Annotated in this window: 24 protein-coding genes; 11 read left to right on the top strand and 13 right to left on the bottom strand. The window is 60.6% G+C overall.

What is annotated here, in order from left to right; genetic code table 11:
* The first annotated feature begins 9 nt into the window (after positions 1-9).
* From HX790_RS24675 to HX790_RS24685, 3 genes are read left to right on the top strand one after another with little or no spacing between them, the layout of a single operon-like run.
* Positions 10-678, top strand: coding sequence for an amino acid ABC transporter permease (locus tag HX790_RS24675; protein WP_017135250.1), 669 nt, complete (start codon positions 10-12; stop codon positions 676-678).
* On the top strand, positions 675-1,325 hold the full coding sequence (locus HX790_RS24680; RefSeq protein WP_017135249.1) for an amino acid ABC transporter permease: 651 nt from the start codon (positions 675-677) through the stop codon (positions 1,323-1,325). Before HX790_RS24675 ends, HX790_RS24680 begins: the two co-directional genes overlap by 4 nt.
* Positions 1,312-2,049: an amino acid ABC transporter ATP-binding protein gene (locus HX790_RS24685; protein WP_017135248.1), complete on the top strand. Its 738-nt coding sequence runs from the start codon at positions 1,312-1,314 to the stop codon at positions 2,047-2,049. Before HX790_RS24680 ends, HX790_RS24685 begins: the two co-directional genes overlap by 14 nt.
* A 4-nt stretch (positions 2,050-2,053) precedes the next feature.
* Here the strand turns inward: HX790_RS24685 and HX790_RS24690 are convergent, their stop codons facing one another.
* The 4 genes from HX790_RS24690 to HX790_RS24705 all read right to left on the bottom strand — a co-directional run bounded on the left by HX790_RS24690 (position 2,054) and on the right by HX790_RS24705 (position 6,592).
* Positions 2,054-2,650 (bottom strand): hypothetical protein, encoded by a 597-nt coding sequence (locus tag HX790_RS24690; RefSeq protein ID WP_169988009.1) that lies wholly within the window; start codon positions 2,648-2,650, stop codon positions 2,054-2,056.
* Entirely contained in the window at positions 2,616-5,054 is a 2,439-nt protein-coding gene (locus HX790_RS24695) for a fimbria/pilus outer membrane usher protein (protein WP_256349231.1), read from the bottom strand. Before HX790_RS24695 ends, HX790_RS24690 begins: the two co-directional genes overlap by 35 nt.
* A gap of 43 nt (positions 5,055-5,097) precedes the next feature.
* The gene (locus tag HX790_RS24700) at positions 5,098-5,766 is read right to left on the bottom strand and encodes a fimbria/pilus chaperone family protein (protein ID WP_017135245.1); all 669 of its coding nucleotides are present in this window, start codon (positions 5,764-5,766) and stop codon (positions 5,098-5,100) included.
* A gap of 169 nt (positions 5,767-5,935) precedes the next feature.
* Positions 5,936-6,592, bottom strand: coding sequence for a DUF1120 domain-containing protein (locus HX790_RS24705; protein WP_017135244.1), 657 nt, complete (start codon positions 6,590-6,592; stop codon positions 5,936-5,938).
* 477 nt (positions 6,593-7,069) lie between these two features.
* On the opposite strand from HX790_RS24705, the gene ppx reads away from it, so the two are divergent.
* Entirely contained in the window at positions 7,070-8,572 is a 1,503-nt protein-coding gene (gene ppx, locus HX790_RS24710; RefSeq protein WP_017135243.1) for an exopolyphosphatase, read from the top strand.
* 174 nt (positions 8,573-8,746) lie between these two features.
* Here the strand turns inward: ppx and ppk1 are convergent, their stop codons facing one another.
* Together ppk1 and hemB are read right to left on the bottom strand one after the other, a co-directional pair.
* A complete protein-coding gene (gene ppk1, locus HX790_RS24715; protein WP_017135242.1) occupies positions 8,747-10,969 on the bottom strand; it encodes a polyphosphate kinase 1 in 2,223 nt (740 codons plus the stop codon).
* An 18-nt stretch (positions 10,970-10,987) separates the two neighbouring features.
* Positions 10,988-12,001 (bottom strand): porphobilinogen synthase, encoded by a 1,014-nt coding sequence (hemB, locus tag HX790_RS24720; protein WP_099550285.1) that lies wholly within the window; start codon positions 11,999-12,001, stop codon positions 10,988-10,990.
* A 208-nt stretch (positions 12,002-12,209) separates the two neighbouring features.
* Here hemB and HX790_RS24725 point away from each other — a divergent pair, with 208 nt between their 5' ends.
* Positions 12,210-12,845 carry a DedA family protein gene (locus HX790_RS24725; RefSeq protein ID WP_026013544.1) on the top strand — a complete coding sequence of 212 codons (636 nt, stop codon included), beginning with the start codon at positions 12,210-12,212 and terminating at the stop codon, positions 12,843-12,845.
* Here the strand turns inward: HX790_RS24725 and HX790_RS24730 are convergent.
* On the bottom strand, positions 12,826-14,061 hold the full coding sequence (locus tag HX790_RS24730; protein WP_017135240.1) for a sterol desaturase family protein: 1,236 nt from the start codon (positions 14,059-14,061) through the stop codon (positions 12,826-12,828). The genes HX790_RS24725 and HX790_RS24730 overlap by 20 nt on opposite strands.
* Positions 14,062-14,177: 116 nt before the next feature.
* Between HX790_RS24730 and elbB the strand changes: the two genes are divergently transcribed.
* Positions 14,178-14,843, top strand: a complete 666-nt coding sequence (gene elbB, locus HX790_RS24735) for an isoprenoid biosynthesis glyoxalase ElbB (protein WP_017135239.1) — start codon at positions 14,178-14,180, stop codon at positions 14,841-14,843.
* Between the two features lie 187 nt (positions 14,844-15,030).
* Here the strand turns inward: elbB and HX790_RS24740 are convergent, their stop codons facing one another.
* Positions 15,031-15,486, bottom strand: coding sequence for a YaiI/YqxD family protein (locus HX790_RS24740; protein ID WP_017135238.1), 456 nt, complete (start codon positions 15,484-15,486; stop codon positions 15,031-15,033).
* 2 nt (positions 15,487-15,488) lie between these two features.
* A complete protein-coding gene (locus HX790_RS24745) occupies positions 15,489-17,384 on the bottom strand; it encodes an FTR1 family protein (protein WP_017135237.1) in 1,896 nt (631 codons plus the stop codon).
* 268 nt (positions 17,385-17,652) lie between these two features.
* Here HX790_RS24745 and HX790_RS24750 point away from each other — a divergent pair, with 268 nt between their 5' ends.
* The 4 genes from HX790_RS24750 to HX790_RS24765 are packed head-to-tail and all read left to right on the top strand — an operon-like array spanning position 17,653 to position 20,796.
* Positions 17,653-19,047 carry a COG3014 family protein gene (locus tag HX790_RS24750; RefSeq protein ID WP_099550283.1) on the top strand — a complete coding sequence of 465 codons (1,395 nt, stop codon included), beginning with the start codon at positions 17,653-17,655 and terminating at the stop codon, positions 19,045-19,047.
* 10 nt (positions 19,048-19,057) lie between these two features.
* Positions 19,058-19,429, top strand: coding sequence for a YcfL family protein (locus tag HX790_RS24755; protein WP_017135235.1), 372 nt, complete (start codon positions 19,058-19,060; stop codon positions 19,427-19,429).
* A 35-nt stretch (positions 19,430-19,464) separates the two neighbouring features.
* Complete coding sequence (gene lpoB / locus HX790_RS24760; RefSeq protein WP_017135234.1) at positions 19,465-20,052, top strand: penicillin-binding protein activator LpoB; 588 nt, start codon at positions 19,465-19,467, stop codon at positions 20,050-20,052.
* A gap of 3 nt (positions 20,053-20,055) precedes the next feature.
* Positions 20,056-20,796, top strand: coding sequence for a penicillin-binding protein activator LpoB (locus HX790_RS24765; RefSeq protein WP_099550282.1), 741 nt, complete (start codon positions 20,056-20,058; stop codon positions 20,794-20,796).
* 153 nt (positions 20,797-20,949) lie between these two features.
* Here HX790_RS24765 and HX790_RS24770 read toward each other — a convergent pair whose 3' ends face one another.
* From HX790_RS24770 to HX790_RS24780, 3 genes are all read right to left on the bottom strand, one after another.
* The gene (locus HX790_RS24770; protein WP_017135232.1) at positions 20,950-21,582 is read right to left on the bottom strand and encodes a LysE family transporter; all 633 of its coding nucleotides are present in this window, start codon (positions 21,580-21,582) and stop codon (positions 20,950-20,952) included.
* A gap of 88 nt (positions 21,583-21,670) precedes the next feature.
* A complete protein-coding gene (locus HX790_RS24775) occupies positions 21,671-22,243 on the bottom strand; it encodes a mechanosensitive ion channel family protein (RefSeq protein WP_017135231.1) in 573 nt (190 codons plus the stop codon).
* Entirely contained in the window at positions 22,243-24,153 is a 1,911-nt protein-coding gene (locus tag HX790_RS24780) for an ATP-binding cassette domain-containing protein (protein WP_017135230.1), read from the bottom strand. The genes HX790_RS24775 and HX790_RS24780 overlap by 1 nt, the downstream gene beginning before the upstream one ends.
* 50 nt (positions 24,154-24,203) lie before the next feature.
* On the opposite strand from HX790_RS24780, the gene HX790_RS24785 reads away from it, so the two are divergent.
* Positions 24,204-24,665, top strand: a complete 462-nt coding sequence (locus HX790_RS24785) for a TIGR02444 family protein (protein WP_017135229.1) — start codon at positions 24,204-24,206, stop codon at positions 24,663-24,665.
* Here HX790_RS24785 and HX790_RS24790 read toward each other — a convergent pair.
* On the bottom strand, positions 24,662-25,009 hold a 348-nt coding region (locus HX790_RS24790), incomplete at its 5' end, for a hypothetical protein (protein WP_176992325.1). The genes HX790_RS24785 and HX790_RS24790 overlap by 4 nt on opposite strands.

The following is a 25,009-nucleotide window of genomic DNA, read 5'->3' on the forward strand; positions in this document are numbered from 1 at the left end:
AGCTGATTCATGGCGTATCAATTTGACTTTGTGCCGGTGCTGGCCAATACCGACCTGCTGCTACGCGGCGCGCTGTTTACCCTTGAGCTGACGGCTATCGGCGCGATCCTCGGCGTGGCCCTGGGCACCGTCGGCGCTGTGGTGCGGGCATGGAAGATCCAGCCGTTTTCCTGGGTCTTCGGGGTGTATGTCGAGTTGATCCGCAACACGCCGTTTCTGGTGCAGTTGTTTTTCATCTTCTTCGGCCTGCCATCCCTGGGGCTGAAAATCACCGAGTGGCAAGCCGCCGTACTGGCGATGGTGATCAACCTGGGGGCGTACTCCACCGAGATCATTCGCGCCGGCATCCAGGCGGTCCCAAGCGGGCAGCTGGAAGCCGCAGCGGCATTGGCGATGACGCGTTTCGAGGCGTTTCGCCATGTGGTGCTGTTGCCGGCACTGGGCAAGGTGTGGCCGGCCCTGAGCAGCCAGATCATCATCGTGATGCTCGGCTCGGCGGTGTGCTCGCAGATCGCCACCGAAGAGCTGAGCTTTGCCGCCAACTTTATCCAGTCACGCAACTTCCGCGCGTTTGAAACCTACGCACTGACCACCCTGGTGTACCTGTGCATGGCGCTGATGATTCGCCAGTTGCTCAACTGGATCGGCCGTCGCTACGTGATGAGGAACAGCCGATGAGTGATTTCTCCTTCTGGGACATCGTGCGCAACCTCGCCACCGGCTTGCAATGGACCTTGCTGCTGTCGCTGGTGGCGTTTGTCGGTGGCGGCGTTATCGGTTTACTGGTGATGACGATGCGCATCAGCCGCAAAGCCTTCCCGCGCAATCTCGCGCGCACCTATATCGAACTGTTCCAGGGCACGCCGCTGTTGATGCAGCTGTTCCTGGTGTTTTTTGGCATCGCGCTGCTGGGTGTGGATATCTCGCCCTGGCTGGCGGCGGCGATTGCCTTGACCCTGTTTACCAGTGCTTACCTGGCCGAGATCTGGCGCGGCTGCGTCGAGTCGATTGCCCACGGGCAATGGGAAGCCTCGGCCAGCCTGGCGCTTAACCCGCTTGAACAACTGCGCTACGTGATCCTGCCGCAAGCCCTGCGCATTGCCGTGGCGCCCACCGTGGGCTTTTCGGTGCAGGTGGTCAAAGGCACCGCCGTGACCTCGATCATCGGTTTTACCGAACTGACCAAAACCGGCGGCATGCTCGCCAACGCTACCTTCGAGCCCTTTATGGTCTACGGCCTGGTGGCGCTCGGCTACTTCCTGCTCTGCTACCCCTTGTCCCTCAGTGCGCGCTACCTGGAAAGGAGACTGCATGCCTCTGCTTAGAATTTCCGCCCTGCATAAATATTACGGCGATCACCACGTACTCAAGGGCATCGACCTGACGGTTGAAGAAGGCCAGGTGGTGGCGATCATCGGCCGCAGTGGCTCGGGCAAGTCGACCTTGCTGCGTACCCTCAATGGCCTTGAATCGATCAACGACGGCGTAATTGAGGTCGACGGCGAATACCTCGACGCCGCCCGCGCCGACCTGCGCAGCCTGCGGCAGAAAGTCGGGATGGTGTTCCAGCAGTTCAACCTGTTCCCACACCTGACCGTGGGCGAGAACGTCATGCTCGCGCCACAAGTGGTGCAGAAAGTGCCCAAGGCCAAAGCCGCCCAGCTTGCCCGGCAGATGCTGGAGCGGGTGGGGCTGGGGGAAAAATTTGATGCCTTCCCTGATCGTCTGTCCGGCGGCCAGCAGCAACGGGTCGCCATAGCCCGTGCGCTGGCCATGTCGCCCAAGGTGCTGCTGTGCGATGAAATTACCTCGGCACTGGACCCGGAGCTGGTCAATGAAGTGCTCAGTGTGGTGCGCCAATTGGCCAAGGACGGCATGACCCTGATCATGGTGACCCACGAAATGCGCTTTGCCCGGGAAGTCGGGGACAAGCTGGTGTTCATGCACCAGGGCAAGGTGCATGAAGTGGGCGACCCCAAGACCTTGTTCGCCAACCCAAAGACGCCGGAGTTCGCCAATTTCATCGGCTCGGTGGAGCAGCCGGGCTGATCGATTAACCGCCGGGCAACCATTCAAAGTGCCCCTGGCCTTCGAAGACGGTCTCGTGGCGTACTGAAAAGGCATCGGGCGGTAAATACGTGTCGATCTGCACTTGTGCTGAAAAGCGTGTGCCGGTCAGCGGCAAACCACCGGCTTTGGCTATCAGCACGTGACCGGGCAGTAAGTGCCCGCTGGTAGCCGTTTCTGTGGGCTGTGACGTACTCAGTTCAACGGCGCGACCATCGACCTGGGCATGCTTGAGGGCCAGGGTGAAGCTGCCCTGTCGGCCGAATCGATAGCCTTGCGTCCCCGCCGGAACACCCGTAAAGCGCAAGGCGACAGCCCCTGGTTCGGCACATACGACACTCAGCTGCAGCGTTCGCCTGCCCAGGATGATGGGCTGGCTTGCGAGCGGCTCGCCCAACAACTCCGCGCGCCGGAGCACGCCGTGGTCGACCCTTGGCTGGCTGAGGGAAAGGCGGCAGTCATTCGCCGAAGCCTCCGGGGCCGCTATCGCGAGCATGAACAACAAGCTAACGCCCAGGCACAGTCGACGCAGGGTGTATTGCACTGATTCATTGGGCACGACAGATCGCCGAAGCCGTTTCATAGAGCTTGTCCTCTGTGGATTGCGACTCAAGGTTCAGATGCAGCAGGCACGCGCGGGCAGAGCCCGGCGGCGAAACGCTGAGGATTTGCCCGTCATCCATGTGGTTCAAAAAGATCAGGCCCTCACCCACCACATTGGTCAGGTAGGTGTTGTCCGGGCCAAACACCGCAGAGCCCTGGGGCAGAGGTGCACCTTGCTCATCGCGCACCTCAAGCAGTACCCGGCGAACATTCACCACTTGGAAATCCACGGTATTGAATGATCCGCGCCCGACGGCGAGGATTTTGGTGCCGTTCTTGAGATCGACCCGCTTGGGCAAGGACTGGGTCTGCACCTCCAGGTGGCTGGTGGTATAGGCCGGCAAGCCGGGAATCACCGCATGCCCACGGTAATCGGTCCACACCGGGCCTTGTGGGGTCGTAACCTTGGCCGCTGACACTTCCCCCACCGAAAGCACACCAAAGGTGTCCTGCACTGCGTAGGGGGAAAAGGTCAGGCCGCGCGCGTGAGCCACCACGGCACCCTGCAGTTGCCCGCTGTAGCTGGTGCTCGTGGGCGTGCGGTTCACACCCAGGCCCACACGGGTGTAGCGCGGCATCACGTCCACATTCGCGCGAACCGCTTGCTGGCGCTCCTGCAGATCCCGCTCAACCCCCACTTCGTAGTTCACATACTCATTGACCCGCTCGGACAATGCCGTGCCCATATCGGCACGGCCATTGCGGCGACTGGCGTAGGACGTCAGGCGGCGATCTTCTCCAAAGGGCACCGTGACCTGCAGGCGCAAGGACAGCCCCTCTGGCGTGACCTCATCACGTTTTTCTCGCTCACGGCTTGCGGTCTTGCGCCGCCGCGAAGCGCCCACCTGCGAGTCGGCGATCAACGCTACATCCACCTGCCTGAACCCCTTGTTCCACGAGGCAAATACATGTTCGGCAAGCTGCCCATCAAACTGCGTACTGCGTGAGTAGCTGACTGAAAAAGCCCCCAAGGTCGGTTCTGCCCAGTTGAACCCCACCGTGTACTGATTCTGGAAGCGGGTCTGCAGATCATTTTTTTTCAAACCCGGGCCTGCCTCGAGGACATCGCGATAACCTGGGCTTTGGGTCGTCGCACTCAGGCTCATCTCAACACCCGCCACCAACGGGCTGCTCAGGGATACGGCACGGCGGCTGCCGTTCACACCCGCCTCACCATCGCGCGAGATGTTTTGCCGAGCACTGACGGTAACCCGCTGGAAAAACACACTGCTCATAGTGCCGCCGGCCGACTGGTACTCATCTGTACTCAATAAACCGAACCCCAGGGATGACTGCCGGCCAAGCCCCCAGGTGCCGCTGCCCATGACGACAGTCGGCGCCTCGCGGCCTTCGCTCAGCTGTTCACGTACCTTGCCAAGGGCGAAGTCAAAGCCTGGGGTTATGGCAATAGCCGCACCAAAGGAAGCCGCCGGCACCACGAAACTGCGGGTGCCGCCCCGCGTGCCGATAACGCTGACCTCCAGGTCACTGGTGCCATTGAGCAAAGGCAAGCCTGTCAGGCTGAACGGCCCCTCGGGCACTAACGTGGTATGGATCAGCGCACCGGACTGGCGCACCTCGACACGCGCCTGGCTGTGGGCCAAACCGTCCACCACCACACCATGATTGGCGCCGGCGCGGGAGACACCATCAGGAAACAGCTGTAATCCCGATAGCTGAATCCCACCGAACACCGGGCTTCGGGTAGAGATCTGGCCCACCTGGAAAGTTGACTGCAACGCCGCGATATCACGCTGGGCGTAGGCCTGCACATGCTCGCTGCTGCTTTTGCCGTTATCAGAAATATAGAACTGCCGGCTGCGGACCACCCAATTACCCAGGTTGAATCCCGCCTCGGTATAAGCCGAAACGAACCGGCTGGGGCCACTGCGCGACTGGGTCTGAAACCCGAGCACATCGTAGTTGAACAACGCCGCCGCACCGCCCTCGGAAAAACCTCCCACTTCCCATTCAGGCTCACGCAAGGACTGGGTAGGCACAACCAGCACCACTTCTTCGCTGCCCGGCTGCAACCTGACGATGGTCGCGGGGAACTCACCCACGAAATCGTGACAGGCCTGATCCGCCGAGATGCCCGATTGCACGATCGCCAAGGGCACTTTAAGGCCAGCTTTCTCCAGCAAACCCTGGGTAAAACACAGCTGCCCCTGATAATCGAAACGGGCCTCAACCAACCCCAGGGAATTCCCGTTGACCCGCAGCCCCACTATCTGCCTGCCCTCACGAAACCGCGCCGCACTGCGAAAGTAGTCGGAGACCTTCGGGTCGATGCCATAGCTGGCCAGGACAGCCAGATCAAAGCCCTCTCCCAACTCGACTGCCAAAGCAAAACCGGGAGCACCCCACAAGGCTGCCAACCCCATGAAAAGCCCCGGGCGGCGAACCGTCAGTCCAGTCATCGAACGCTTAGCGCCCATGACCCAGAACATCTGCCTGGTAGTCATCGACAGCAAACCCGAAGGTCGTGGCCGGCTGCAGCACCACCGAGGACACCTCGGCCACAGGCCCTTGGGTATTGAGCGTCAACACCTCACCCGGCAGGATATAAGTGCGGGGCAGCAAGCCGGTCTGTTTCAGCGGATTAAGCTGCACTTCCAATCCCATGCGCACCACATAGGCACTGTCGTTATGCACGCTCAAGCGATCACCCTGGCGCTTCCACTTGAGCAGTTCCCAAGGTGCCTGGTGCCGGGGCAAACCTGCCGGGTGCAGGATCAGCGGCAAGTTTTGACGCAGGGTGATACCAATGGTCGCACCACCGGGCTCACGCGCCTGGGGAATCCCCTCGAAGGACACGCGCTTGAGGCGTTGAGTCTTGAGCGGCGACTTCAGGGTGCTGATAAACCGGACCAGTTGCGTTTCCCCTGGCTCCACGCGAGCAATGGGCGGGGTGACGATCAACAGGGTTTCAAGATCCTCGGGCACATTTTCTATGACGGAGTGCAGTAACGCAGGGGTTGGATCAGTGTTTTTTATATTGATCGTGGCTTCGCCATTCTCTTCATAAAGAATGACAACCGTTGTTTCAGGCAACATACCGTCGGCATGGGCTACGCCATACAGCAACAAAGCCATACAACACGATATGAAACCAATTATTCTTGAAAGACCGTTCACCGAGTTCTCCCTGGAACATTCACAAACAAATGAGTACGTGTAATTGCACAGCCACATGAAAACAGCCGATAACTAATAAGAGTCCCCCTGACTGACTCTGCCTCGCTATCGACTGTTGCTCAAACGTTTAGATGTAATCCAGAACCAGCGTCGCGTGACCATCCAACGCAATATTGCCGGTAAGGTTCAGATCACTTGCGCGATTGATCACCGCTTTGACGGCAATAACACCGGTTAGCTGAGAGATCGAAGCTGGCGCATTGACAGCGCCGTTACGCCAGGAATGCTGGTTAGGTGTCTGGGAAACCTTACCGTCGCTGGCTTGCCAGGCTGCGTCCTTGCTCGACCGTACAATCGGGTTGAGCGCCACACCGTTGGACGTCAGGTTTCTGAGGGTGACCGAATAGCCGCCGGTGCGCCTGCCACCATACGTACCGAGACCATAGTTTTGGGCTTCGGTGTAGCCAGCGCCCAATATGCCAGTAACTTTACTGGAGGCCCGCAAGTCAGTGACAGACAAGAAAAACCTGGCAGGTGTAGTACCGCAATTGACGACCAGCGAAGTGGAACGCTCCGCAAGTGGGTTGAAATTCGTCTGGGACAATTGATTGGCTCGAATCGTGCCATAGTCGATAACCCCGCCGGCGCTAACGCTCATACTGCAAGCCGCCGGAATAATGGTGCCCTTGACGATCAGGTTGCCGGTCGGGTTGGTAGTTGCATAGGCGCCTACACTGGCAAACAGGCACGCAATCCCCACGGCCAAACCAAATACTTTTTTCATCTTTTACCCGTCATTAGAAGTTAACAGACGTTACTTATTAAAGGCTGAAAAGCTCCGCTTCTAAAACACGACATTCCCTGACATAAAACGCCATAAACAAATAACACCACGGCATCATTGCCGACGGGCAGTCTCGCTTGTAAGTGACCTAAAAAAGAATAGGAGAGCACGTCAACTGCTGTCCGAATACAACAAAAATATGACCACCCTTTTCAACTGCATCAGTAGTCATAACTAAAAAACCGAGCAGAACAAATACAAAACCCTTGTAAGGAAAGTCCCGAGAGTTTTTATAGGCATAAATTTAATACCTCGTACCTAGCCTTAAGTTTATTCGCTAGAGCAAAGGAGAATCGCCCTACATCTCCAACAGGCATTGCCTCCCGCACCGACAGGAAGATTCCTGAAGCACAACGCGTTGGCGCCAGCGGTCGATCGTGGCACGATGGTCGGGTTATCGACCGAGACCCCCAAACCATGCCGCAATCCCAAGCCAAGAATTTGTCCCTGATCGCCGCCATCGACCTGGGCTCCAACAGCTTTCACATGGTCGTGGCCAAGGCCCAGAACGGCGAAATCCGCATCCTTGAGCGGCTCGGCGAGAAAGTTCAACTGGCTGCCGGCATCGACGACCAGCGCCAGCTCAATGAAGAATCCATGCAGCGCGGCCTCGACTGCCTCAAGCGTTTTGCCCAACTGATCAACGGCATGCCATTGGGCGCCGTGCGAATTGTCGGCACCAACGCCCTGCGTGAGGCGCGCAACCGTGTCGAATTCATCCGCCGCGCCGAAGAAATCCTCGGGCACCCGGTAGAAGTTATCTCCGGCCGGGAAGAGGCGCGCCTTATCTACCTGGGCGTGTCCCACACCCTGGCCGACACGCCCGGCAAGCGCCTGGTGGCGGATATCGGCGGCGGCAGTACCGAGTTCATCATCGGGCAAAGATTCGAGCCATTGCTGCGCGAGAGCCTGCAAATGGGCTGCGTGAGCTTTACCCAGCGCTATTTCAAGGACGGCAAGATCACCCCGGCCCGCTATGCCCAGGCCTACACAGCGGCTCGGCTGGAGATCATGAGCATCGAGCATGCGCTGCACCGCTTGACCTGGGATGAAGCCATCGGCTCGTCCGGCACCATCCGCGCCATCGGCCTGGCCCTCAAAGCCGGCGGCCATGGCACCGGTGAGGTCAACGCCGAAGGCCTGGCATGGCTCAAGCGCAAACTGTTCAAGCTGGGCGATGCCGAGAAAATCGACTTCGACGGCATCAAGCCCGACCGTCGTACCATCTTCCCGGCTGGCCTTGCGATTCTCGAAGCGATTTTCGACGCCCTCGAACTGCAACGTATGGACCACTGCGACGGCGCCCTGCGCGAAGGCGTGCTGTATGACCTGCTGGGCCGCCATCACCACGAAGACGTGCGTGAGCGCACCCTCACCTCGTTGATGGAGCGTTATCACGTCGACCTGGAACAAGCGGCCCGGGTGGAACGCAAAGCCCTGCACGCCTTTGACCAGGTAGCCGAGGACTGGGACCTGGAAGACGGCGTCTGGCGCGAACTGCTGGGCTGGGCCGCCAAGGTGCATGAAGTGGGCCTGGACATCGCCCACTACCATTACCACAAGCACGGCGCCTACCTGATCGAGCACTCGGACCTCGCCGGTTTCTCCCGCGAAGACCAACAGATGCTCGCCCTGCTGGTGCGTGGCCATCGCCGCAACATTCCCAAGGACAAATTTGCCGAGTTCGGCGACGAAGGCATCAAGCTGATCCGCCTGTGCGTGCTGCTGCGCTTTGCGATCCTGTTCCACCACATCCGTGGCACCCAGGAAATGCCCCAAGTCACCCTGCGCGCCCACGGTGACAGCCTCGACGTGGTGTTCCCCAAAGGCTGGCTGGATGAAAACCAGCTGACCCAGGCGGACTTTGCCCAGGAAGCGGAGTGGTTGACGCGGGTGGGGTTCGCGCTGAACCTGCGCTGATACGATCTATGTAACGCCACAAAACAAATGTGGGAGCGCGCTTGCTGTGGCGAGCAAGCTTGCTTGCGCTGGGGTGCGTAGCGCCCCCAAAAAGCCGGAGACTGCTGCGCAGTCAACGGGAGCAAGCTCCCTCGCCACAGCAAGCCCGCTCCCACATTAGGTCTGTGCAGGCTTTTAGTTCACCGCAAGAATCGGGCTACCCAGCTTCTCCAGCAACGTCGCCTGCGCACTGCGCGGGTTCTGGTTGCCGGTCGGGGTGTTGCGCACGTAGCGCCCGTCCGATTGCAGGCTCCAGCTGTGGGTGTTGTCGGTGAGGTAGCTTTCCAGCTCTTTCTTGACCCGCATGATCAGCTTCTTGCCTTCGACCGGGAAGCAGGTCTCCACACGCTTGTCGAGGTTGCGCTCCATCCAGTCGGCACTGGAGAGGAACATCTGTTCCTCGCCGCCATTGAGGAAGTAGAACACCCGCGTGTGCTCCAGGAAGCGGCCGATGATCGAGCGCACATGGATGTTATGTGACACACCCACAATGCCAGGGCGCAGGCAGCACATGCCACGCACCACCAGGTCGATGCGCACCCCGGACTGGCTGGCCTTGTACAGCGCGCGGATGATCTTCGGATCGGTCAGCGAGTTGAACTTGGCGATGATGTGCGCCGGCTTGCCGTCGAGGGCGAACTGGGTTTCGCGGGCAATCATGTCGAGCATGCCCTTCTTGAGCGTGAACGGCGCGTGCAACAGCTTCTTCATGCGCAAGGTCTTGCCCATGCCGATCAACTGGCTGAACAACTTGCCGACGTCCTCACACAAAGCGTCGTCGGAGGTGAGCAGGCTGTAGTCGGTGTAGAGCTTGGCGTTGCCGGCGTGATAGTTACCGGTGCCCAAGTGGGCATAACGCACGATCTCACCAGCTTCGCGACGCAGGATCAGCATCATCTTGGCGTGGGTCTTGAAGCCGACCACGCCGTAGATCACCACCGCACCGGCCGCTTGCAGGCGGCTGGCCAGTTGCAGGTTGGACTCTTCGTCAAACCGCGCACGCAGCTCGATCACCGCCGTGACTTCCTTGCCGTTACGCGCAGCGTCTACCAGCGCATCGACGATTTCCGAGTTGGCGCCAGAGCGGTACAGGGTCTGGCGCACAGCCAACACATGCGGGTCCTTGGCGGCCTGGCGCAGCAGGTCGACCACTGGCGTGAACGACTCGAACGGGTGCAACAGCAGAATGTCCTGCTTGCTCACCACGCTGAAAATGTTCTCGCTGTTTTGCAGCAGTTTCGGGATCTGTGGCGTGAACGGCGTGTATTGCAGCTCCGGGTGGCTGTCCAGGCCGGTGATGCTGAACAGACGTGTCAGGTTCACCGGGCCATTGACCTGATACAACTCGGACTCGGCCAGGTTGAACTGCTTGAGCAGGTAGTCCGACAGATGTTTGGGGCAGGTATCCGCCACTTCCAGACGTACCGCATCGCCGTAGCGCCGCGAGAACAGCTCGCCGCGCAGGGCACGGGCCAAGTCTTCGACGTCTTCGGAGTCCAGCGCCAGGTCGGCGTTACGGGTCAGGCGGAACTGGTAGCAGCCCTTGACCTTCATGCCCTGGAACAGGTCATCGGCGTGCGCGTGGATCATCGAAGACAGGAATACATAGTTATCGCCAGCGCCCCCTACTTCTTCCGGTACCTTGATGATCCGTGGCAACAGACGCGGCGCCGGGATGATCGCCAGGCCCGAATCGCGACCGAAGGCGTCGATGCCTTCCAGCTCGACGATAAAGTTGAGGCTCTTGTTCACCAGCAACGGGAACGGGTGCGTCGGGTCGAGGCCGATCGGGGTGATGATCGGTGAAATTTCGTCACGGAAGTAGCGACGCACCCAGGTCTTGATCTTGGTGGTCCAGTGACGACGACGGATGAAGCGGACCTGATGTTTTTCCAGTTCCGGCAGCAGGATGTCGTTGAGGATCGCGTATTGGCGGTCCACATGGCCGTGCACCAGTTCGCTGATGCGCGCCAGGGCCTGATGCGGCTGCAGGCCGTCGGCACCGGCTTGTTCGCGGGCAAAGGTGATTTGCTTTTTGAGGCCGGCAACGCGGATCTCGAAGAACTCGTCCAGGTTGCTGGAGAAGATCAGCAGGAATTTAAGCCGCTCCAGCAGTGGGTAGGACTCATCCAGCGCCTGCTCCAGCACGCGGATGTTGAATTGCAGTTGTGACAGCTCACGATGGATGTACAGGCTGCTGTCATCCAGGTTGGTCACCGCTGCCACCGGGGCCGGCGCGGGCGCTTCAGCCACCACAGCAGGCGCAGCCGGCTCCAGCTCCGGTGGGGTTTCGGCGATTTGTTCAACCACCGGGTGAGCGTCTTTTACAGCAACTTCGGAGAGTCCTTCGGTATTCATCGAGTGTTCCTGTGAGGGCTATTGTTGCTCTCTAAGCAATTGGGCAGCGCGGGCGGCGAAGTAGGTCAGAATGCCATCAGCACCCGCACGTTTAAAGGCAGTCAGGGATTCGAGGATCACCCCTTCACTCAACCAACCATTCTGGATCGCGGCCATGTGCATGGCGTATTCACCGCTGACCTGATAGACAAAGGTCGGCACCTTGAATTCCTCTTTGACCCGATAAAGGATGTCCAGATACGGCATCCCGGGCTTGACCATCACCATGTCGGCGCCTTCGGCCAGGTCGGCCGCCACTTCGTGCAGCGCTTCATGGCTGTTGGCCGGGTCCATCTGGTACGAGGCCTTGTTGGCCTTGCCCAGGTTCAACGCCGAACCCACCGCATCGCGGAACGGGCCGTAATAGGCGCTGGCGTACTTGGCCGAGTAGGCCATGATGCGCACATTGACGTGGCCGGCCAGTTCCAGGGCTTCGCGGATCGCCTGGATGCGGCCGTCCATCATGTCCGACGGTGCCACCACCTGGGCGCCTGCTGCTGCATGGGACAAGGCCTGCTTGACCAGCGCATCAACGGTGATGTCGTTCTGAACATAGCCGTCTTCGTCGAGAATGCCATCCTGGCCGTGGGTGGTGAACGGGTCCAGCGCCACGTCGGTGATTACACCCAGTTCCGGGAAACGCTCACGCAAAGCCCGGGTGGCGCGCTGGGCGATGCCTTCCGGGTTCCAGGCTTCGGCGGCGTCGAGGGACTTGAGCTCGGCCGGTGTCACCGGGAACAGCGCCAATGCCGGAATCCCCAGTTCAACCCAACCGGCTGCCTCTTCAAGCAGCAAATCAATGGTCAAGCGCTCCACGCCCGGCATCGACGCCACAGCCTCCCGACGATTTTCGCCGTCCAGCACAAACACCGGCAGGATCAGATCATTCGGCGTCAGTACATTTTCACGTACAAGGCGGCGAGAAAAATCATCACGGCGATTGCGTCGCAGACGGGTGGCGGGGAACAGGCGATTGGCAGGGGTAAAGCTCACGACAGACTCCTGAGCCCGCGTTTACGGGCGAGCGTTGCAGTTATAAGCGGCCATTATGACGAAGGAATGACAGTTGTGCTTATCGATGCGACCTGTAGTCGCATTCGTCGTTTATGTAGGAATTGTTCACTTCGTGACACATCTCGATACTTTCATGAATGTTCACGAAGGCGTAGGCTGCGCGTTCATTTCGCCAGCACCCCAGACCATGCTTCAACAATTTCTGCATGACTTCGGCTACTTTGCGCTCTTCCTGGGCACCTTCTTTGAAGGCGAAACCATTTTGGTTCTCGCAGGCTTCCTGGCGTTCCGTGGCTACATGGATATCAACCTGGTGGTGGTCGTTGCCTTTTTTGGCAGCTATGCCGGCGACCAGCTGTGGTATTTCCTGGGGCGCAAACACGGGCGCAAGCTGCTGGCGCGCAAGCCGCGTTGGCAATTGATGGGTGACAAGGCCCTGGAACATATCCGCAAGCACCCGGATATCTGGGTGCTGAGCTTCCGCTTCGTTTATGGGTTGCGCACCGTGATGCCGGTGGCGATTGGCCTGTCGGGCTACCCGCCGGCCCGCTACTTGATCCTCAACGGCATCGGCGCCGCCATCTGGGCCGCGGCATTGGGCGCGGCGGCCTACCACTTCGGCGCGGTGCTGGAAGGCATGCTCGGCAGCGTCAAGAAATACGAGCTGTGGGTGCTGGGCGCGTTGCTATTGCTGGGCTTTGGCCTGTGGCTGCGCCGGCGCTTCAAGAACGCGCGTATCGCCCGCGAAGCCTGTGCTGAGGCCAAGGCCCGGCTGGCTGCCGAGCAGGCGCCGGAGCAACCGCCTAAGACGCCAGTCGAGTAAGCCGGCTTCTGCAACAGTAGAGGCCGATCGCACTGAGCAAGCTGTAACTCACCAGGCCCAGCCAGCCCAGGCTGCTGGCCGGCCACAAGCCGACCAGCGGCGCCAGCCACACCAACGGCACATTCAGTCCCAGGCGCACCAGCTCGGCTTTCAGCGCCCACGGCCGATTCTCCAGGGCCACGCCCAAGGTGAACAGCCCCAGCGCCATCGCACTCCAGCCCAGCACCAGCGCCGCCGTGGGCAGCCCCTCGCCGAAATTCATCAGGTAACTGCCAAACCCTACATACGCTGCAAATTGCAGGGCGATATAAACCTGCTGGCGCGCGTCCAGCGGCACCTCGAATTTGCGGAACTGGCTCAAATCGGGCTTGGCCATCGGGTACTTGGCTTTCACGTCCGCCGGGCGCCAGCCGGTGCGCATGAACCAGATACGCAGCTTGTCCCACCAGCTCTCAGTGCGCCGCGCATCACTCCACAACTGTGCATAAAACTGCAGGTTGGCCCATAGCGGGTTCCAACTGGCCAACGGCGTGGTCACGCCGAAGATCACCGGCTCGTTATCGTCTTCTTCCTGGAAGCTGCCGAACAGGCGGTCCCAAATAATGAACACCCCGCCGTAGTTGCGATCCATGTAGAGAGCGTTTTGCGCATGGTGGGCACGATGATTGGACGGCGTGACGAAAAACCACTCGAACCAGCCGAGCTTGGGCACGTGACGGGTGTGTACCCAGAATTGATACAGGAGATTGAGCGAGGCCACGCTGATAAACACCACCAGCGGCACGCCCACGACGGCCAGGGGCAAGTAGAAGATCCAGCTCAGCAGGAAGCCGGTACTGGTCTGGCGCAACGCGGTGGTGAGGTTGTAGTCCTCGCTCTGGTGATGCACCGAGTGCGCAGCCCAGAGGATGTTGCGCTCATGGCCGCAGCGGTGCAGCCAGTAGTAACAGAAGTCGTAAAACACAAAGGCGAACACCCAGGTCCACACGCTTTGGGCAGGCAGCTCAATCAGCGCCAGGTGCTTGAGGGCAAACGCGTAGGTCAGCAGGCCCACACCTTTGGTCAACAACCCGGTGGTGGTGGACAGCACACCAGTGCTGAGGCTGTTGATAGCGTCCGCCACCCGATAATTGCGTTCACCGCGCCAGCGATCGGCCAGCAGCTCGACCACGATCAAGGCAATAAAAAACGGTACCGCGTAAGGCACGAAGTCCATGGGCTAGTCCGATGTATTTTTGTTACATCAAGATTAGGTGTAGCCGCAGGAGATCCCATTGGCAACAGGTGACAAATTAGTAGACATTTAACGCCACAAAAACAGGAGAGATGCCCATGAGCAAAAAGATTGCAGTGATCCTTTCCGGCTGCGGCGTGTACGACGGCGCAGAGATTCATGAAAGTGTGATCACGCTGCTGCGCCTGGATCAGCGCGGCGCTCAGGTCCAATGTTTTGCGCCAGACATTGCGCAGCTGCACGTGATCAACCACCTTACCGGTGAAGAGATGCCCGAGTCGCGCAATGTGCTGGTGGAGTCGGCGCGCATCGCTCGAGGTGAGGTGAAAGACATTCGTGAAGCCAACGCCGACGAGTTCGACGCACTGATCGTGCCTGGCGGGTTTGGCGCAGCGAAGAATCTCTCGAACTTTGCCGTGGAGGGCGCCGGTTGCAGCGTCAACCCGCAAGTGCTGGAGCTGGCCGAAGCCTTTGCCGAAGCCGGCAAGCCTGTGGGACTGATCTGCATCTCGCCAGCCCTGGCCGCAAAAATCTACGGCCCCGGCGTGACCTGCACCATCGGCAACTGCCCCGACACGGCGGCGGCCCTGGACAAGATGGGCGCCACTCATCAGGAGTGCGCTGTCGAGGATATCGTCGAGGACAAGGCCCGCAAGCTGGTGACCACGCCGGCCTACATGCTCGGCAAGCGCATCAGCGAGGTGGCGTCAGGCATCAACAAGTTGGTGGATCGCGTGCTGGAACTGACCCACGAGAATGATTAACCCGCGATAAATGGGGTGGCGAGCAGGCTTGCCCTGCGCTGGGTGGCGAAGCCGCCCCAATTCAGGCAGCGCGGTGTGTCAGGCTGTGCGAGGTTGTGGGGTCTTGGGCTGCTGCGCAGCCCAACGCAGGGCAAGCCTGCTCGCCACAACAAGCCCAACTGCTACAACAAACCCATTCACTGCAAGGTCAGGCCTGGCGCATTAATCGGGTGAGGATACGGTCCAGCGCATTGGCAAACGCCTGCTTGTCCTTTTCACCATGGGGCGGTGGGCCGCCGCCCATCTGGCCCTGCTCACGCAGGTCGGTGAACAGGTTGCGCACCGCCAGCCGTTCACTCATGTTCGCCGGGCTGAACTCCTTGCCGCGGGGGTCGAGGGCTGTGACGCCCTTCTTCACCAGGCGGTCGGCCAACGGCACGTCGCTGCAGATCACCAACTCACCGGGCACGGCGTGCTCCACCAGATAGTCATCCGCCGCGTCCGGGCCGCTGGGCACCACGATCAGCTTCACACAGGCAAAGCTCGGCTTGATCTGGCTCTGACCCGCCACCAGCACCACTTCGAACTGGCGCTTGAGCGCGAACTTCACCACTTGGTCCTTGGCTGCTCGCGGGCAGGCGTCTGCATCGATCCACACCCGCATGCTTATGCCACCACTCGACGCTTCTCGGCCAGGCGACTGCGGCCGTACAGCACCACAATCGCCAGGATCGCCACAGCCTGCGCACTCAACGAGTACGCATCGGCGTGAATGCCCAGCCAGTCGAAATCAAAGAACGCCACCGGCCGTGTGCCGAAGATGCCCGCTTCCTGCAAGGCCTTGACGCCGTGCCCGGCGAACACCACCGACAGCGCGCACAGCAGCGCCGCGTTGATACCGAAGAACAACGCCAGCGGCAGTTTCGCCGAGCCGCGCAGGATCACCCACGCCAACCCTACCAGTAGCACCAGCGCCGTGGCGCCGCCCGCCAGTACCGCGTTGTGCCCGGCAGGGCCCGCTTGCAGCCACAGGGTTTCGTAGAACAGGATCACCTCGAACAGCTCGCGATAGACCGAGAAAAACGCCAGCATCGCAAAACCGAAACGCCCCCCTCCGCCGACCAGGCTGCTCTTGATGTAATCCTGCCAGGCCGCCGCGTGGCGTCGGTCATGCATCCATACGCCCAGCCACAACACCATCACACTGGCGAACAACGCCGTGCAGCCTTCGAGCAATTCGCGCTGGGCGCCGCTCACGTCGATCACATATGCCGCCAGTGCCCAGGTCGCCAAGCCAGCCAGCAGCGCCAAACCCCAGCCGACGTTGACACTGCGCACCGCCGATTGCTGGCCGGTGTTACGCAGGAACGCCAGGATCGCCGCCAGTACCAGGATCGCCTCAAGGCCTTCGCGCAGCAGAATCAGCAAACCAGAGATGTAGCTCAGCGACCAGCTCAGGCCATCACTGCCCAACAATCCGGCGGATTCGGTGAGTTTGCCTTTGGCCACGTCCAGGCGCTGTTGCACCTGCTCGACCGGCAGGCCGTCCTGCAACGACTGCCGGTAGGCCATCAAGGCTTTCTCGGTGTCTTTACGCACGTTGGCGTCGACGTTATCCAGGGAGCTTTCTACCAGCTCAAAGCCTTCCAGGTACGCTGCGACCGAAAGGTCATAGGCCTGTTCGTGATCGCCGTTGCGGAACGCGGCGAGGCTCTTGTCCAACGTGGTCGCGGTGTAGTCGAGCAACTGCGCCGGGCCACGCTTAACCTGTGGCGGCTGCGCACGCTGGGCGCGGAACGTCGCGGCAGCGGCTGGGCCACTGGCTGCCAGCACCTCGTTGGGGGTTTGGCGAGCGAGGTCGGCAAGGTTGAAAGGCTGTTCGCTTTTGGCGGCAGCCGGGTCGGCGGTGAAGCCTGCAATGTAGGTGGCCAGGTCCCAGCGCTGACGGTCATCCAGTTGGTCGGCGAAGGACGGCATGTCGGTGCCTTCAACACCCAGGCCCAACGTGTTGTAAATCGCGTAGAGACTCAGGCGGTCCAGACGTACCGCATCGCGCAGGTTCGCTGGCGGCGGCGTCATGCCCGTGGACGCCGGGCCATCACCCGCACCGGCAGTACCGTGGCACACCGAGCAGTGCTGGGCGTACAGCGGCGCACCCCGCGCAGGGTCTGGCGTGATAGCCGGTGCCTGGCTGACTTCATAGGCCACCGCCAACTTGGCGCCCAGCTGACGGGCTTGGCGGGCGACGGTCGCGCCGTCCTGGTGAGCGGATACAGCCGCTAACAATTCGTCGACGCCCTTGACCAACTCGGCGCGCTCCGGCCTTTGCGGCAGCTCGGCCACCAGCCCCTGCAACACCCCGAGAAACTCTACTTGTTCGCGATATTCGGATTCATCGATAACCTTGCCCGCCTCCACCGTCGGAGGGTAGTCAGCGCCAATGTAGTCCAACAAATGCAGGGCTTGTGGGGCGCCCTCGGCAGTCGCGGCCAGCAGGTTGAAGCTGCATGACATCAAGGCTGGCAGCAGCAACCAGGCGAGAAAACGGATGGGGGCAATCATGAATGAATCTCAAAGGGAAATACGAAGTAACACATTGTTGAATTTTAAAGCGTTTGACTCAAGGCGTTCGTGATTTGGCGCCTGTGAGCCCCGTGCAATCAAGAGACAAGCAATGGCATCTCAGCGCCACTTGCAGCGGCAAAAAGCCATTGTTTTGCCAGCAATGACGCCTATAATGCCGCGCCCTGTTATTGCAAAAGGGAATTTATTTCCTCGTTTTTATGAGGAATTTGCACATCAGCCGATCACTCTCAGGGAAGAAGTTTGCATGGCATTTCGCGCCTTAACCCCGCTCACACTGGCGGCGGTTACCTTGCTCTCCGGTTGTTCAATGTTTCGCAGCTACGACACCGAGCTGCAAGCCACCAACCAGCAGTTGGCCACCGGTAACGTCGACGGCGCCCTGACCCTGCTGGAAAAAAACAACACCGGCGAAGACAAGGACCTGCTCTACTTCTTTGAAAAGGGCGAGTTGTTGCGCGCCAAAGGCGACCTCACCGGCAGCCAGACCGCCTGGCGCAGCGCCGACCTGCAAGTGTTCAAGTGGGAAGAATCGGTCAAGTTCGACAGCGAAAAGTACCTCGCCCAGTTCGGCAGCTTCCTGGTCAACGACAAGGTGCGTCGCTACGAAGGTTATGACTACGAAAAAGTCATGCTGACCACCCAGATGGCCCTGAACCTGCTGGCCCTGAATGATTTCGACGGCGCCCGCACCGAGATCAAGAAGACCCACGAGCGCGAAGCCGTAATCGCCGACCTGCGAGACAAGGAATACTTAAAGCGCGAAAACGAAGCCGAGCGCCAGGGCGTCACTACCCAGATCAAAGACCTGCGCGGCTACCCGGTGGAAGCGCTGGACGCGCCGGAAGTGGTCGGCCTGAAGAACAGTTACCAGAGTGCGTTCAGCCATTACCTGGCAGGCTTTGTCTACGAAGCCCTGGGTGAAAAAGACCTGGCTGCACCGGGCTATCGCAAGGCTGCCGAGTTGCGCCCCAACACACCGCTGCTGGAACAGGCGTTGTTGGACCTGGACAAGTCCAAGGTCGGCGCCGACGAGACCGATGTACTCATCGTGGTGCAGAGTGGCCTGGCACCGGCGCGTGACTCGATCCGCCTGCCGCTGCCGATTCCGATTGACGGCCACTTGGTGATCACCCCGCTGTCGTTCCCGGTGATCAAGGCCGACACTTCCACCCAGGCCTTCGGCCAGATCGGCGTCGACGGAAAACAGCAGAACCTCACCGTGCTCAACAGCACCACCGCCATGTCCCGCCGCGCCCTGCGTGACGACATGCCGGGGATCATCCTGCGCACCACTGTGCGTGCGGTCAGCCGTGGCGTGACACAAAACAACCTGAACAAGACCAACCCCATGGCGGGGCTGGTGCTGGGCATCGCCTCGGCCGTGACCGAAGGCGCCGACACCCGCACCTGGCGCACCCTGCCGGACATGACCCAAGTGACACGCCTGCGCCTCAAGCACGGCGAGCACCAAGTCAGCTTGCCCAACGCACTGGGCGGCACGCGGGTGACGGTCAAGGCCGACCAGCGCTATCAGGTCATCACCCTGCGCGTGGTCGGCAACCAGGTGTTCGCCGGTGGCCTTGCAGCCCATGTGGTGCCGAGCACTTCCACCCAGGCTATCGCCCTCAAACAACCTTAAGGAGCACGCTATGCGTCATTTCATCCTCGGCGCCCTGGCGCTGGTCCTGCTCGCCGGCTGCGCCACTGCGCCGCCACCGGAACCCGGCAGCGCCGCCAGCAAAATCGTGGTGATGGGCAAGTTCAAGGGCATCGCCGTCGGCGCCATCCGCGTGGCCCGCGAAAATGGCTTCCTGACCGCCAAGGTGCAGTTGAGCAACATCACCAGCAGCAACCAGATGATGTATTACCGCTTCGCCTGGCTGGGTGCCGATGGTTTCCCGGTGGGTGATGAAGAAACCTGGAAAGTGCTGAACCTGTACGCCAACCAGGCAACGTTCCTGCCTGCGATCGCCAACCTGCCCCAGGCCGCTGACTTCCGTCTCGAAGTGAAAACCCCTTGAGCCGCTGCGCTAACCGTATTCAGAGAGATTTCCCCATGTTTGCACGCTTCTCGATTCTCGCCCTCGTTGCCCTTCTGGCCAGCGGTTGCTCCAACACCTCGCCGGTACTCGGCGGCAAGAACATCAGCTACGGCGACTCCAAGGCCGTGGAGCTGGTGACCAACGAGTTCGGCTCCACCGACCTGCAGATGATTGCCGAGAGCATGACCCGCTCCCTGGCCCAGTCCGGCATCCTGCAAGGCCGCCCGGTGGTACAGGTCTATGACGTGAAGAACAAGACCAGCGAGTACATCGATACCCGCGAGATCACCACGTCGATCAAGACCCAGCTGATGAAAACCGGCACCGCGCGTTTCGCCAGCGATAACACCGACATGCAAAGCCAGGTCGACCAGCTCAAGCTGCAAAACCAGAGCGGCCTGTACAAGAAATCCACGGTGAGCAAGACCGGCAACATGGTCGCCGCCAAGTACCGCCTGGAAGGTTCCATCAGCTCCATCGTCAAGCGCAGCTCGGACTACAAGGACGTGTTCTACAAGTTCAGCCTGCAACTGATCGACGTTGAAAGCGGCCTGGCCGAATGGATGGACGAGAAAGAAATCCGCAAGACCACGGAGCGCTAAGCAATGCGTGCATGGATCGGCATGATCAGCCTGCTGTGCGCCTTTGGCGCCTCGGCCGCCCCGAAGATCGCGGTCACCGACCTGGCCTATGAGGCGCGCGTCGAGGAGTACATCCACGCGGTGTCGGCCAGCAACAACTTCCAGGCCAGCGCGTACAACGCCAGCGGTGCCTCGGCCTACAGCGAGTACGAGAGCCGCACCAGCTATATCGAACAGACTGAATTGCGTAAATTCAGCGGCGATATCAAGGGCGAGATACTCAAGTCACACCAGTTTCAGCTGGTGCAGGGCACGCCCTACACCGCCGACGCCAAGGGTGACGTCTATGATGTGATCAAACGCATCAAGGCCGGTAACTTCAAGGGCGCGGACTATGTGCTGTTCGGTACGCTGTCAGACATCGACTTCACCCAGGACATCAACGCCCTGGACCACACCAACAGCTACTCAGCAGTGCTGGGCCTGACGTTGGTGGCCGATTTCAGCCTGATCAATACCCGCACCTTCGAGATCACCTCGGCATTTACCGCCATGGGTGAAGGCCAGGACACCAAGCTGGTGAACAACCGTGACGTGCGTGTGAGCCTGAACCGGCCGCGTGTGGTGCGGGAAGTGTCGAAAGCCTTGGGTGAGGATGTGGCGCGCCAACTGGCGGAACAGCTGGGAGGTGGCTACGCAGACCCGGGCAAGCCTGCATTGCGCAATAACCTGCCAAGGGACGAAGCGCCGAAGATTCTGCGCTGAGCACGCGTTTCAAAGCCAACACATAACTAATGTGGGAGCTGGCTTGCCTGCGATGCAGACACTGCGGTGCGTCAGTTACACCTCGGTGATGCTATCGCAGCGGTGCGACGACTCGACAAGTCAGCTCCCACATTTTTAGCCGGTTTTCGTCAATCAAGCCGTTGCGCGATGCAAGCTGGCGAGAAACCCCGCAGCTCCCACAAACAAGCCTGCAAACGTGCGGTTCATGCGTTTTTGCTGCTTGGGTGTGCGCAGCAGCCGCAAGACTTTCGACGCAAGCCCCGTGTAACCCGCCATTACGATCATATCGACGCTGATCATGGTTGCGCCCAAGATCAGGTACTGGACCAGCAGCGGCGCCTGCGGGTTCACGAACTGCGGCAGAACCGCCAGCATGAACACCAGGGCCTTGGGGTTACTGGCGTTGACCAGGAAACCACGGAACATCATCGCCATTGGCTTGCCGATCGGGCGTATCGTCGCATCCTCGCTCATGTCCATCGGCAAGGCGCGCCACTGTTTGATGGCCAGGTACACCAGGTACGCCACACCAAACCATTTGATCGCATAAAACGCGGTCGAAGAGGCCGCAAGAATGGCACCCAGGCCGCCCGCCACCACGGCGATCTGCATCGCCAGGCCCAGTTGCAGGCCAATGGCGTTCCAGTAGCCGCGCAGGAAACCGTATTGCAGGCCGCTGGACATCGAAGCGATGGCACCAGCGCCGGGGGAAAGAGAGATGATCCAACTGGCCAGGAAAAAGGCAAGCCATGTGTCGAGTGCCATTACACACCTCGGAGAAGAATTAGCGGTTGTGCCTAAAGCTAACTCCGCCGAGTGAAGGCTGGCTACAGATTTTTACCCGCATTGAGTGTCAACGGTCACCCGGAAACGTATGGGTACCTGGCCAACGTCGCACCGAGCGCTGGAAGAACAGACTATTTGGCACCTGTACCATCGCACTGTCAGTGCCAGCCTCCTCCACTTCGATCAATGTGGTGTAGAGCAAGTTAATCGCCACCACCCGGCCTTTTACACCCGGCTTGTCGACGGTATCCACCAGCTCGACGATATCACCGAGGCGAAACGGCCCGACAGTGAAGATTAAAATCGCACACAGCAGGTTGGACAGTACCGACCACATGGCAAAAAACGCCACGGCCGCGACTGCGACAAACCCCGACAACGCCGTCCACAACACGGTGGCGGAAACGCCCAGGCGCTCCAGCACAAAAATCAGCGCACTGCCCATGATCAGCCAGCGCAGTCCACCACGCAGTGGCATCAGCAACTGCGGTGGCAACGGGTAGCGTTCACCCAGTCGATTCAAGCCCTTGGCCACGAAGCGCTGGGCGAAATAACCCGCCAGCAGGATCAGCAGTATCTGCACGCCGACCCAGATCGGCGCGATCCATTGTGCCGGCAGCGGCAACTGCAACGCTTCCATCAGGACAGCGCCTCCAGCTCCGCTTGCAAGGTTTCGAGCACTTCGAGGGCTTCCATCCAGGTTTCCTCCAACTGCCCTTCGCGCGCCTTGAGCTTGGCCTGTTCGGCCAGCAGGTCGCGCAGCTCGTCCTTGCGCGCCGCCTCGTAGACGGCGCTGTCGCCCAGGCTGGTTTCGATTTTGGCCAGGCGCTCATGCACCTTGCCCAGTTCGGCTTCCAGCTTGTCAGCTTCGCGCTTGTGCGGCGCCAACTGCTGGCGCAGGGCAGCGGCGGCCTGGCGCTGGGCCTTCTTGTCGGTCTTGTCGGGGTTCACCGGCGTATTACTCACCGGCGCGTTGCGCAGGCGGTAATCGGTCAGCCAGCGCGCATAGTCGTCCAGGTCGCCGTCGAACTCTTCGACCTTGCCGTCAGCCACCAGCAGGAAGTTGTCGGTAGTGCTCTTGAGCAAGTGGCGATCGTGAGACACCACCAGCACCGCGCCACTGAACTCCTGCAGGGCCATGGTCAGCGCCAGGCGCATTTCCAGGTCCAGGTGGTTGGTCGGTTCGTCGAGCAGCAGCAGGTTCGGCCTGTCCCAGGCAATCAACGCCAGGGCCAGACGGGCTTTTTCGCCACCCGAGAAATTCAGCACCGGCTCATCGATGCGTGCGCCACGGAAGTCGAAGCCGCCGAGGAAGTCGCGCAACGTTTGCTCGCGCTCTGTCGGCGCCAGACGCTGCAGGTGCAGCAACGGGCTCGCCTTGGAATCCAGGGAATCCAGCTGATGCTGGGCGAAGTAGCCCACCACCGTGTTCTCGCCACGGGTCAGGCGGCCGGCCAAAGGCTCAAGCTCGCCGGACAGGTTCTTGATCAGCGTCGATTTGCCCGCACCGTTAGGGCCAAGCAAACCGATGCGCGCACCCGGCGTGAGCTGCAGCTTGACCTTCTCCAGGATGGTTTTGTCGCCATAACCCAGGCGGGCGTCCGACAGGTCCAGGAGTGGGCTGGAGATCTTCACCGATTCACGGAATACAAAGTCGAACGGCGAATCGACATGGGCCGCCGACAGCTCTTCCATGCGCTCCAGCGCCTTGATCCGGCTCTGGGCCTGGCGGGCCTTGGTGGCCTGGGCCTTGAACCGGGCGATGTAGCTTTCCATGTGCGCACGTTGCGCCTGCTGCTTTTCGAAGGCCTGTTGCTGCTGGGCCAGACGCTCGGCGCGCGCGCGTTCGAACGCGGTGTAGCCGCCTCGGTACAGCGTGATTTTCTTCTGTTCGACGTGGGCAATGTTATCGACCACGGCGTCGAGGAAGTCCCGGTCGTGGGAAATCAGCAACAAGGTGCCCTGATAGTTCTTGAGGAAGTCTTCCAGCCACAGGATCGCATCGAGGTCCAAGTGGTTGGTCGGTTCGTCGAGCAACAACAAGTCCGAGGGGCACATCAGTGCCTGGGCCAGGTTCAGGCGCATGCGCCAGCCACCGGAGAAGTCGGCGACCGGGCGATCCATCTGTTCGTTGGTAAACCCAAGACCGGCCAGCATCTTGCGGGCACGGGCATCGGCGGTGTAACCGTCGGCACTGTCCAGCTCCGAGTGCAGGCGGGCCTGAGCGGCGCCGTCCTGGGCTTTCTCGGCCTCGGCCAGGTCGTGTTGCACCTGGCGCAGGCGCAGGTCGCCATCGAGCACGTAGTCGATCGCAATGCGGTCGAGGGTGTCGATCTCCTGGCGCATATGGGCGATGCGCCAGTCGGCCGGCAGCAAGCAGTCCCCGGAATCCGGGGTCAGCTCACCCAGCAACAGGGCGAACAACGTGGATTTGCCGGCGCCGTTGGCACCGATCAGGCCGGCTTTGTGACCGGCGTGCAGGGTCAGCTCGGCGTCTTCAAGAAGACGTTGCGGGCCACGCTGTAATGTTAGGCTTTGAAGTCGGATCATAATGGCGGCGGAGTCTACCAGCTTCGTTGGCCGCTGGCTTGGGTGTGAATATGTGCGCTGACCTGTGGAGCTTTGCCCTATCGATTTACGCCCGCCCAGGGTGCGAAGCCGCGTGCCTGCGCTTGCAGGAACACGGCGCGGATGTGTGCCTGTTGCTGTGTGGCGCCTGGCTGGAGCAGCGTGGCGTTGCACTTGAGCCTGCGCGTATTCAGGCACTGCAGCAGCTAGCACGCCCTTGGCAAAAAACGGTGGTCAAACCGTTACGACAGATGCGCATGCAATGGCGAGCCATGGCGCAACAGGATATGCCTCTGGCGGCATTACGCGAGCGAGTCAAAGCTCTGGAGCTGGAGGCCGAACGGGAATTGTTAGCGCGCCTGGAAGCGTTGGCGCAGGCATGGCCGACTGGGGAAGTGAGTCAACCGAAATGGCTGGAAGGCTTGGCGACCGAAGCCGCCAACCTTGACCACGACGCGCTGCAGCAGCTGCGCGTCGTGGCCACCCGCACTTAGGAAGCGCTGGTTGGGGTGGTGCTTGGCGCTACCGGTGCAGGGGTGCTGCTGGCCGATGCGGTTGGAGCGCTGGACGCTGCAGGGGTAGCAGGCGCGGCTGCCGGAGTTGCTGGCTTGGCCGGAGCAGGCTTGGCAACGGCTGGCTTTGCAGCTGGCTTAGCGGCAGCAGGTTTGGCGGCTGGCTTGGCGGCCGGTTTCGCGGCAGCAGGTTTGGCAGCTGGCTTAGCGGCTGGTTTTGCAGCAGCGGGTTTAGCCACTGGCTTGGCGGCTGGTTTCGCAGCAGCAGTTTTAGCAGCTGGCTTGGCGGCTGGTTTCGCAGCAGCAGTTTTAGCAGCTGGCTTGGC

This window comes from Pseudomonas sp. IPO3747 (assembly GCF_013385245.1).
Lineage (GTDB): Bacteria > Pseudomonadota > Gammaproteobacteria > Pseudomonadales > Pseudomonadaceae > Aquipseudomonas > Aquipseudomonas edaphica.

Coding starts and splice junctions, on each gene's coding strand:
- HX790_RS24675 (WP_017135250.1), top strand. CDS start 10: ATGGCGTATCAATTTGACTTTGTGCCGGTGCTGGCCAATACCGACCTG.
- HX790_RS24680 (WP_017135249.1), top strand. CDS start 675: ATGAGTGATTTCTCCTTCTGGGACATCGTGCGCAACCTCGCCACCGGC.
- HX790_RS24685 (WP_017135248.1), top strand. CDS start 1,312: ATGCCTCTGCTTAGAATTTCCGCCCTGCATAAATATTACGGCGATCAC.
- HX790_RS24690 (WP_169988009.1), bottom strand. CDS start 2,650: ATGAAACGGCTTCGGCGATCTGTCGTGCCCAATGAATCAGTGCAATAC.
- HX790_RS24695 (WP_256349231.1), bottom strand. CDS start 5,054: ATGGGGTTGGCAGCCTTGTGGGGTGCTCCCGGTTTTGCTTTGGCAGTC.
- HX790_RS24700 (WP_017135245.1), bottom strand. CDS start 5,766: ATGGCTTTGTTGCTGTATGGCGTAGCCCATGCCGACGGTATGTTGCCT.
- HX790_RS24705 (WP_017135244.1), bottom strand. CDS start 6,592: ATGAAAAAAGTATTTGGTTTGGCCGTGGGGATTGCGTGCCTGTTTGCC.
- ppx (WP_017135243.1), top strand. CDS start 7,070: ATGCCGCAATCCCAAGCCAAGAATTTGTCCCTGATCGCCGCCATCGAC.
- ppk1 (WP_017135242.1), bottom strand. CDS start 10,969: ATGAATACCGAAGGACTCTCCGAAGTTGCTGTAAAAGACGCTCACCCG.
- HX790_RS24725 (WP_026013544.1), top strand. CDS start 12,210: ATGCTTCAACAATTTCTGCATGACTTCGGCTACTTTGCGCTCTTCCTG.
- HX790_RS24730 (WP_017135240.1), bottom strand. CDS start 14,061: ATGGACTTCGTGCCTTACGCGGTACCGTTTTTTATTGCCTTGATCGTG.
- elbB (WP_017135239.1), top strand. CDS start 14,178: ATGAGCAAAAAGATTGCAGTGATCCTTTCCGGCTGCGGCGTGTACGAC.
- HX790_RS24740 (WP_017135238.1), bottom strand. CDS start 15,486: ATGCGGGTGTGGATCGATGCAGACGCCTGCCCGCGAGCAGCCAAGGAC.
- HX790_RS24745 (WP_017135237.1), bottom strand. CDS start 17,384: ATGATTGCCCCCATCCGTTTTCTCGCCTGGTTGCTGCTGCCAGCCTTG.
- HX790_RS24750 (WP_099550283.1), top strand. CDS start 17,653: ATGGCATTTCGCGCCTTAACCCCGCTCACACTGGCGGCGGTTACCTTG.
- HX790_RS24755 (WP_017135235.1), top strand. CDS start 19,058: ATGCGTCATTTCATCCTCGGCGCCCTGGCGCTGGTCCTGCTCGCCGGC.
- lpoB (WP_017135234.1), top strand. CDS start 19,465: ATGTTTGCACGCTTCTCGATTCTCGCCCTCGTTGCCCTTCTGGCCAGC.
- HX790_RS24765 (WP_099550282.1), top strand. CDS start 20,056: ATGCGTGCATGGATCGGCATGATCAGCCTGCTGTGCGCCTTTGGCGCC.
- HX790_RS24770 (WP_017135232.1), bottom strand. CDS start 21,582: ATGGCACTCGACACATGGCTTGCCTTTTTCCTGGCCAGTTGGATCATC.
- HX790_RS24775 (WP_017135231.1), bottom strand. CDS start 22,243: ATGGAAGCGTTGCAGTTGCCGCTGCCGGCACAATGGATCGCGCCGATC.
- HX790_RS24780 (WP_017135230.1), bottom strand. CDS start 24,153: ATGATCCGACTTCAAAGCCTAACATTACAGCGTGGCCCGCAACGTCTT.
- HX790_RS24785 (WP_017135229.1), top strand. CDS start 24,204: ATGTGCGCTGACCTGTGGAGCTTTGCCCTATCGATTTACGCCCGCCCA.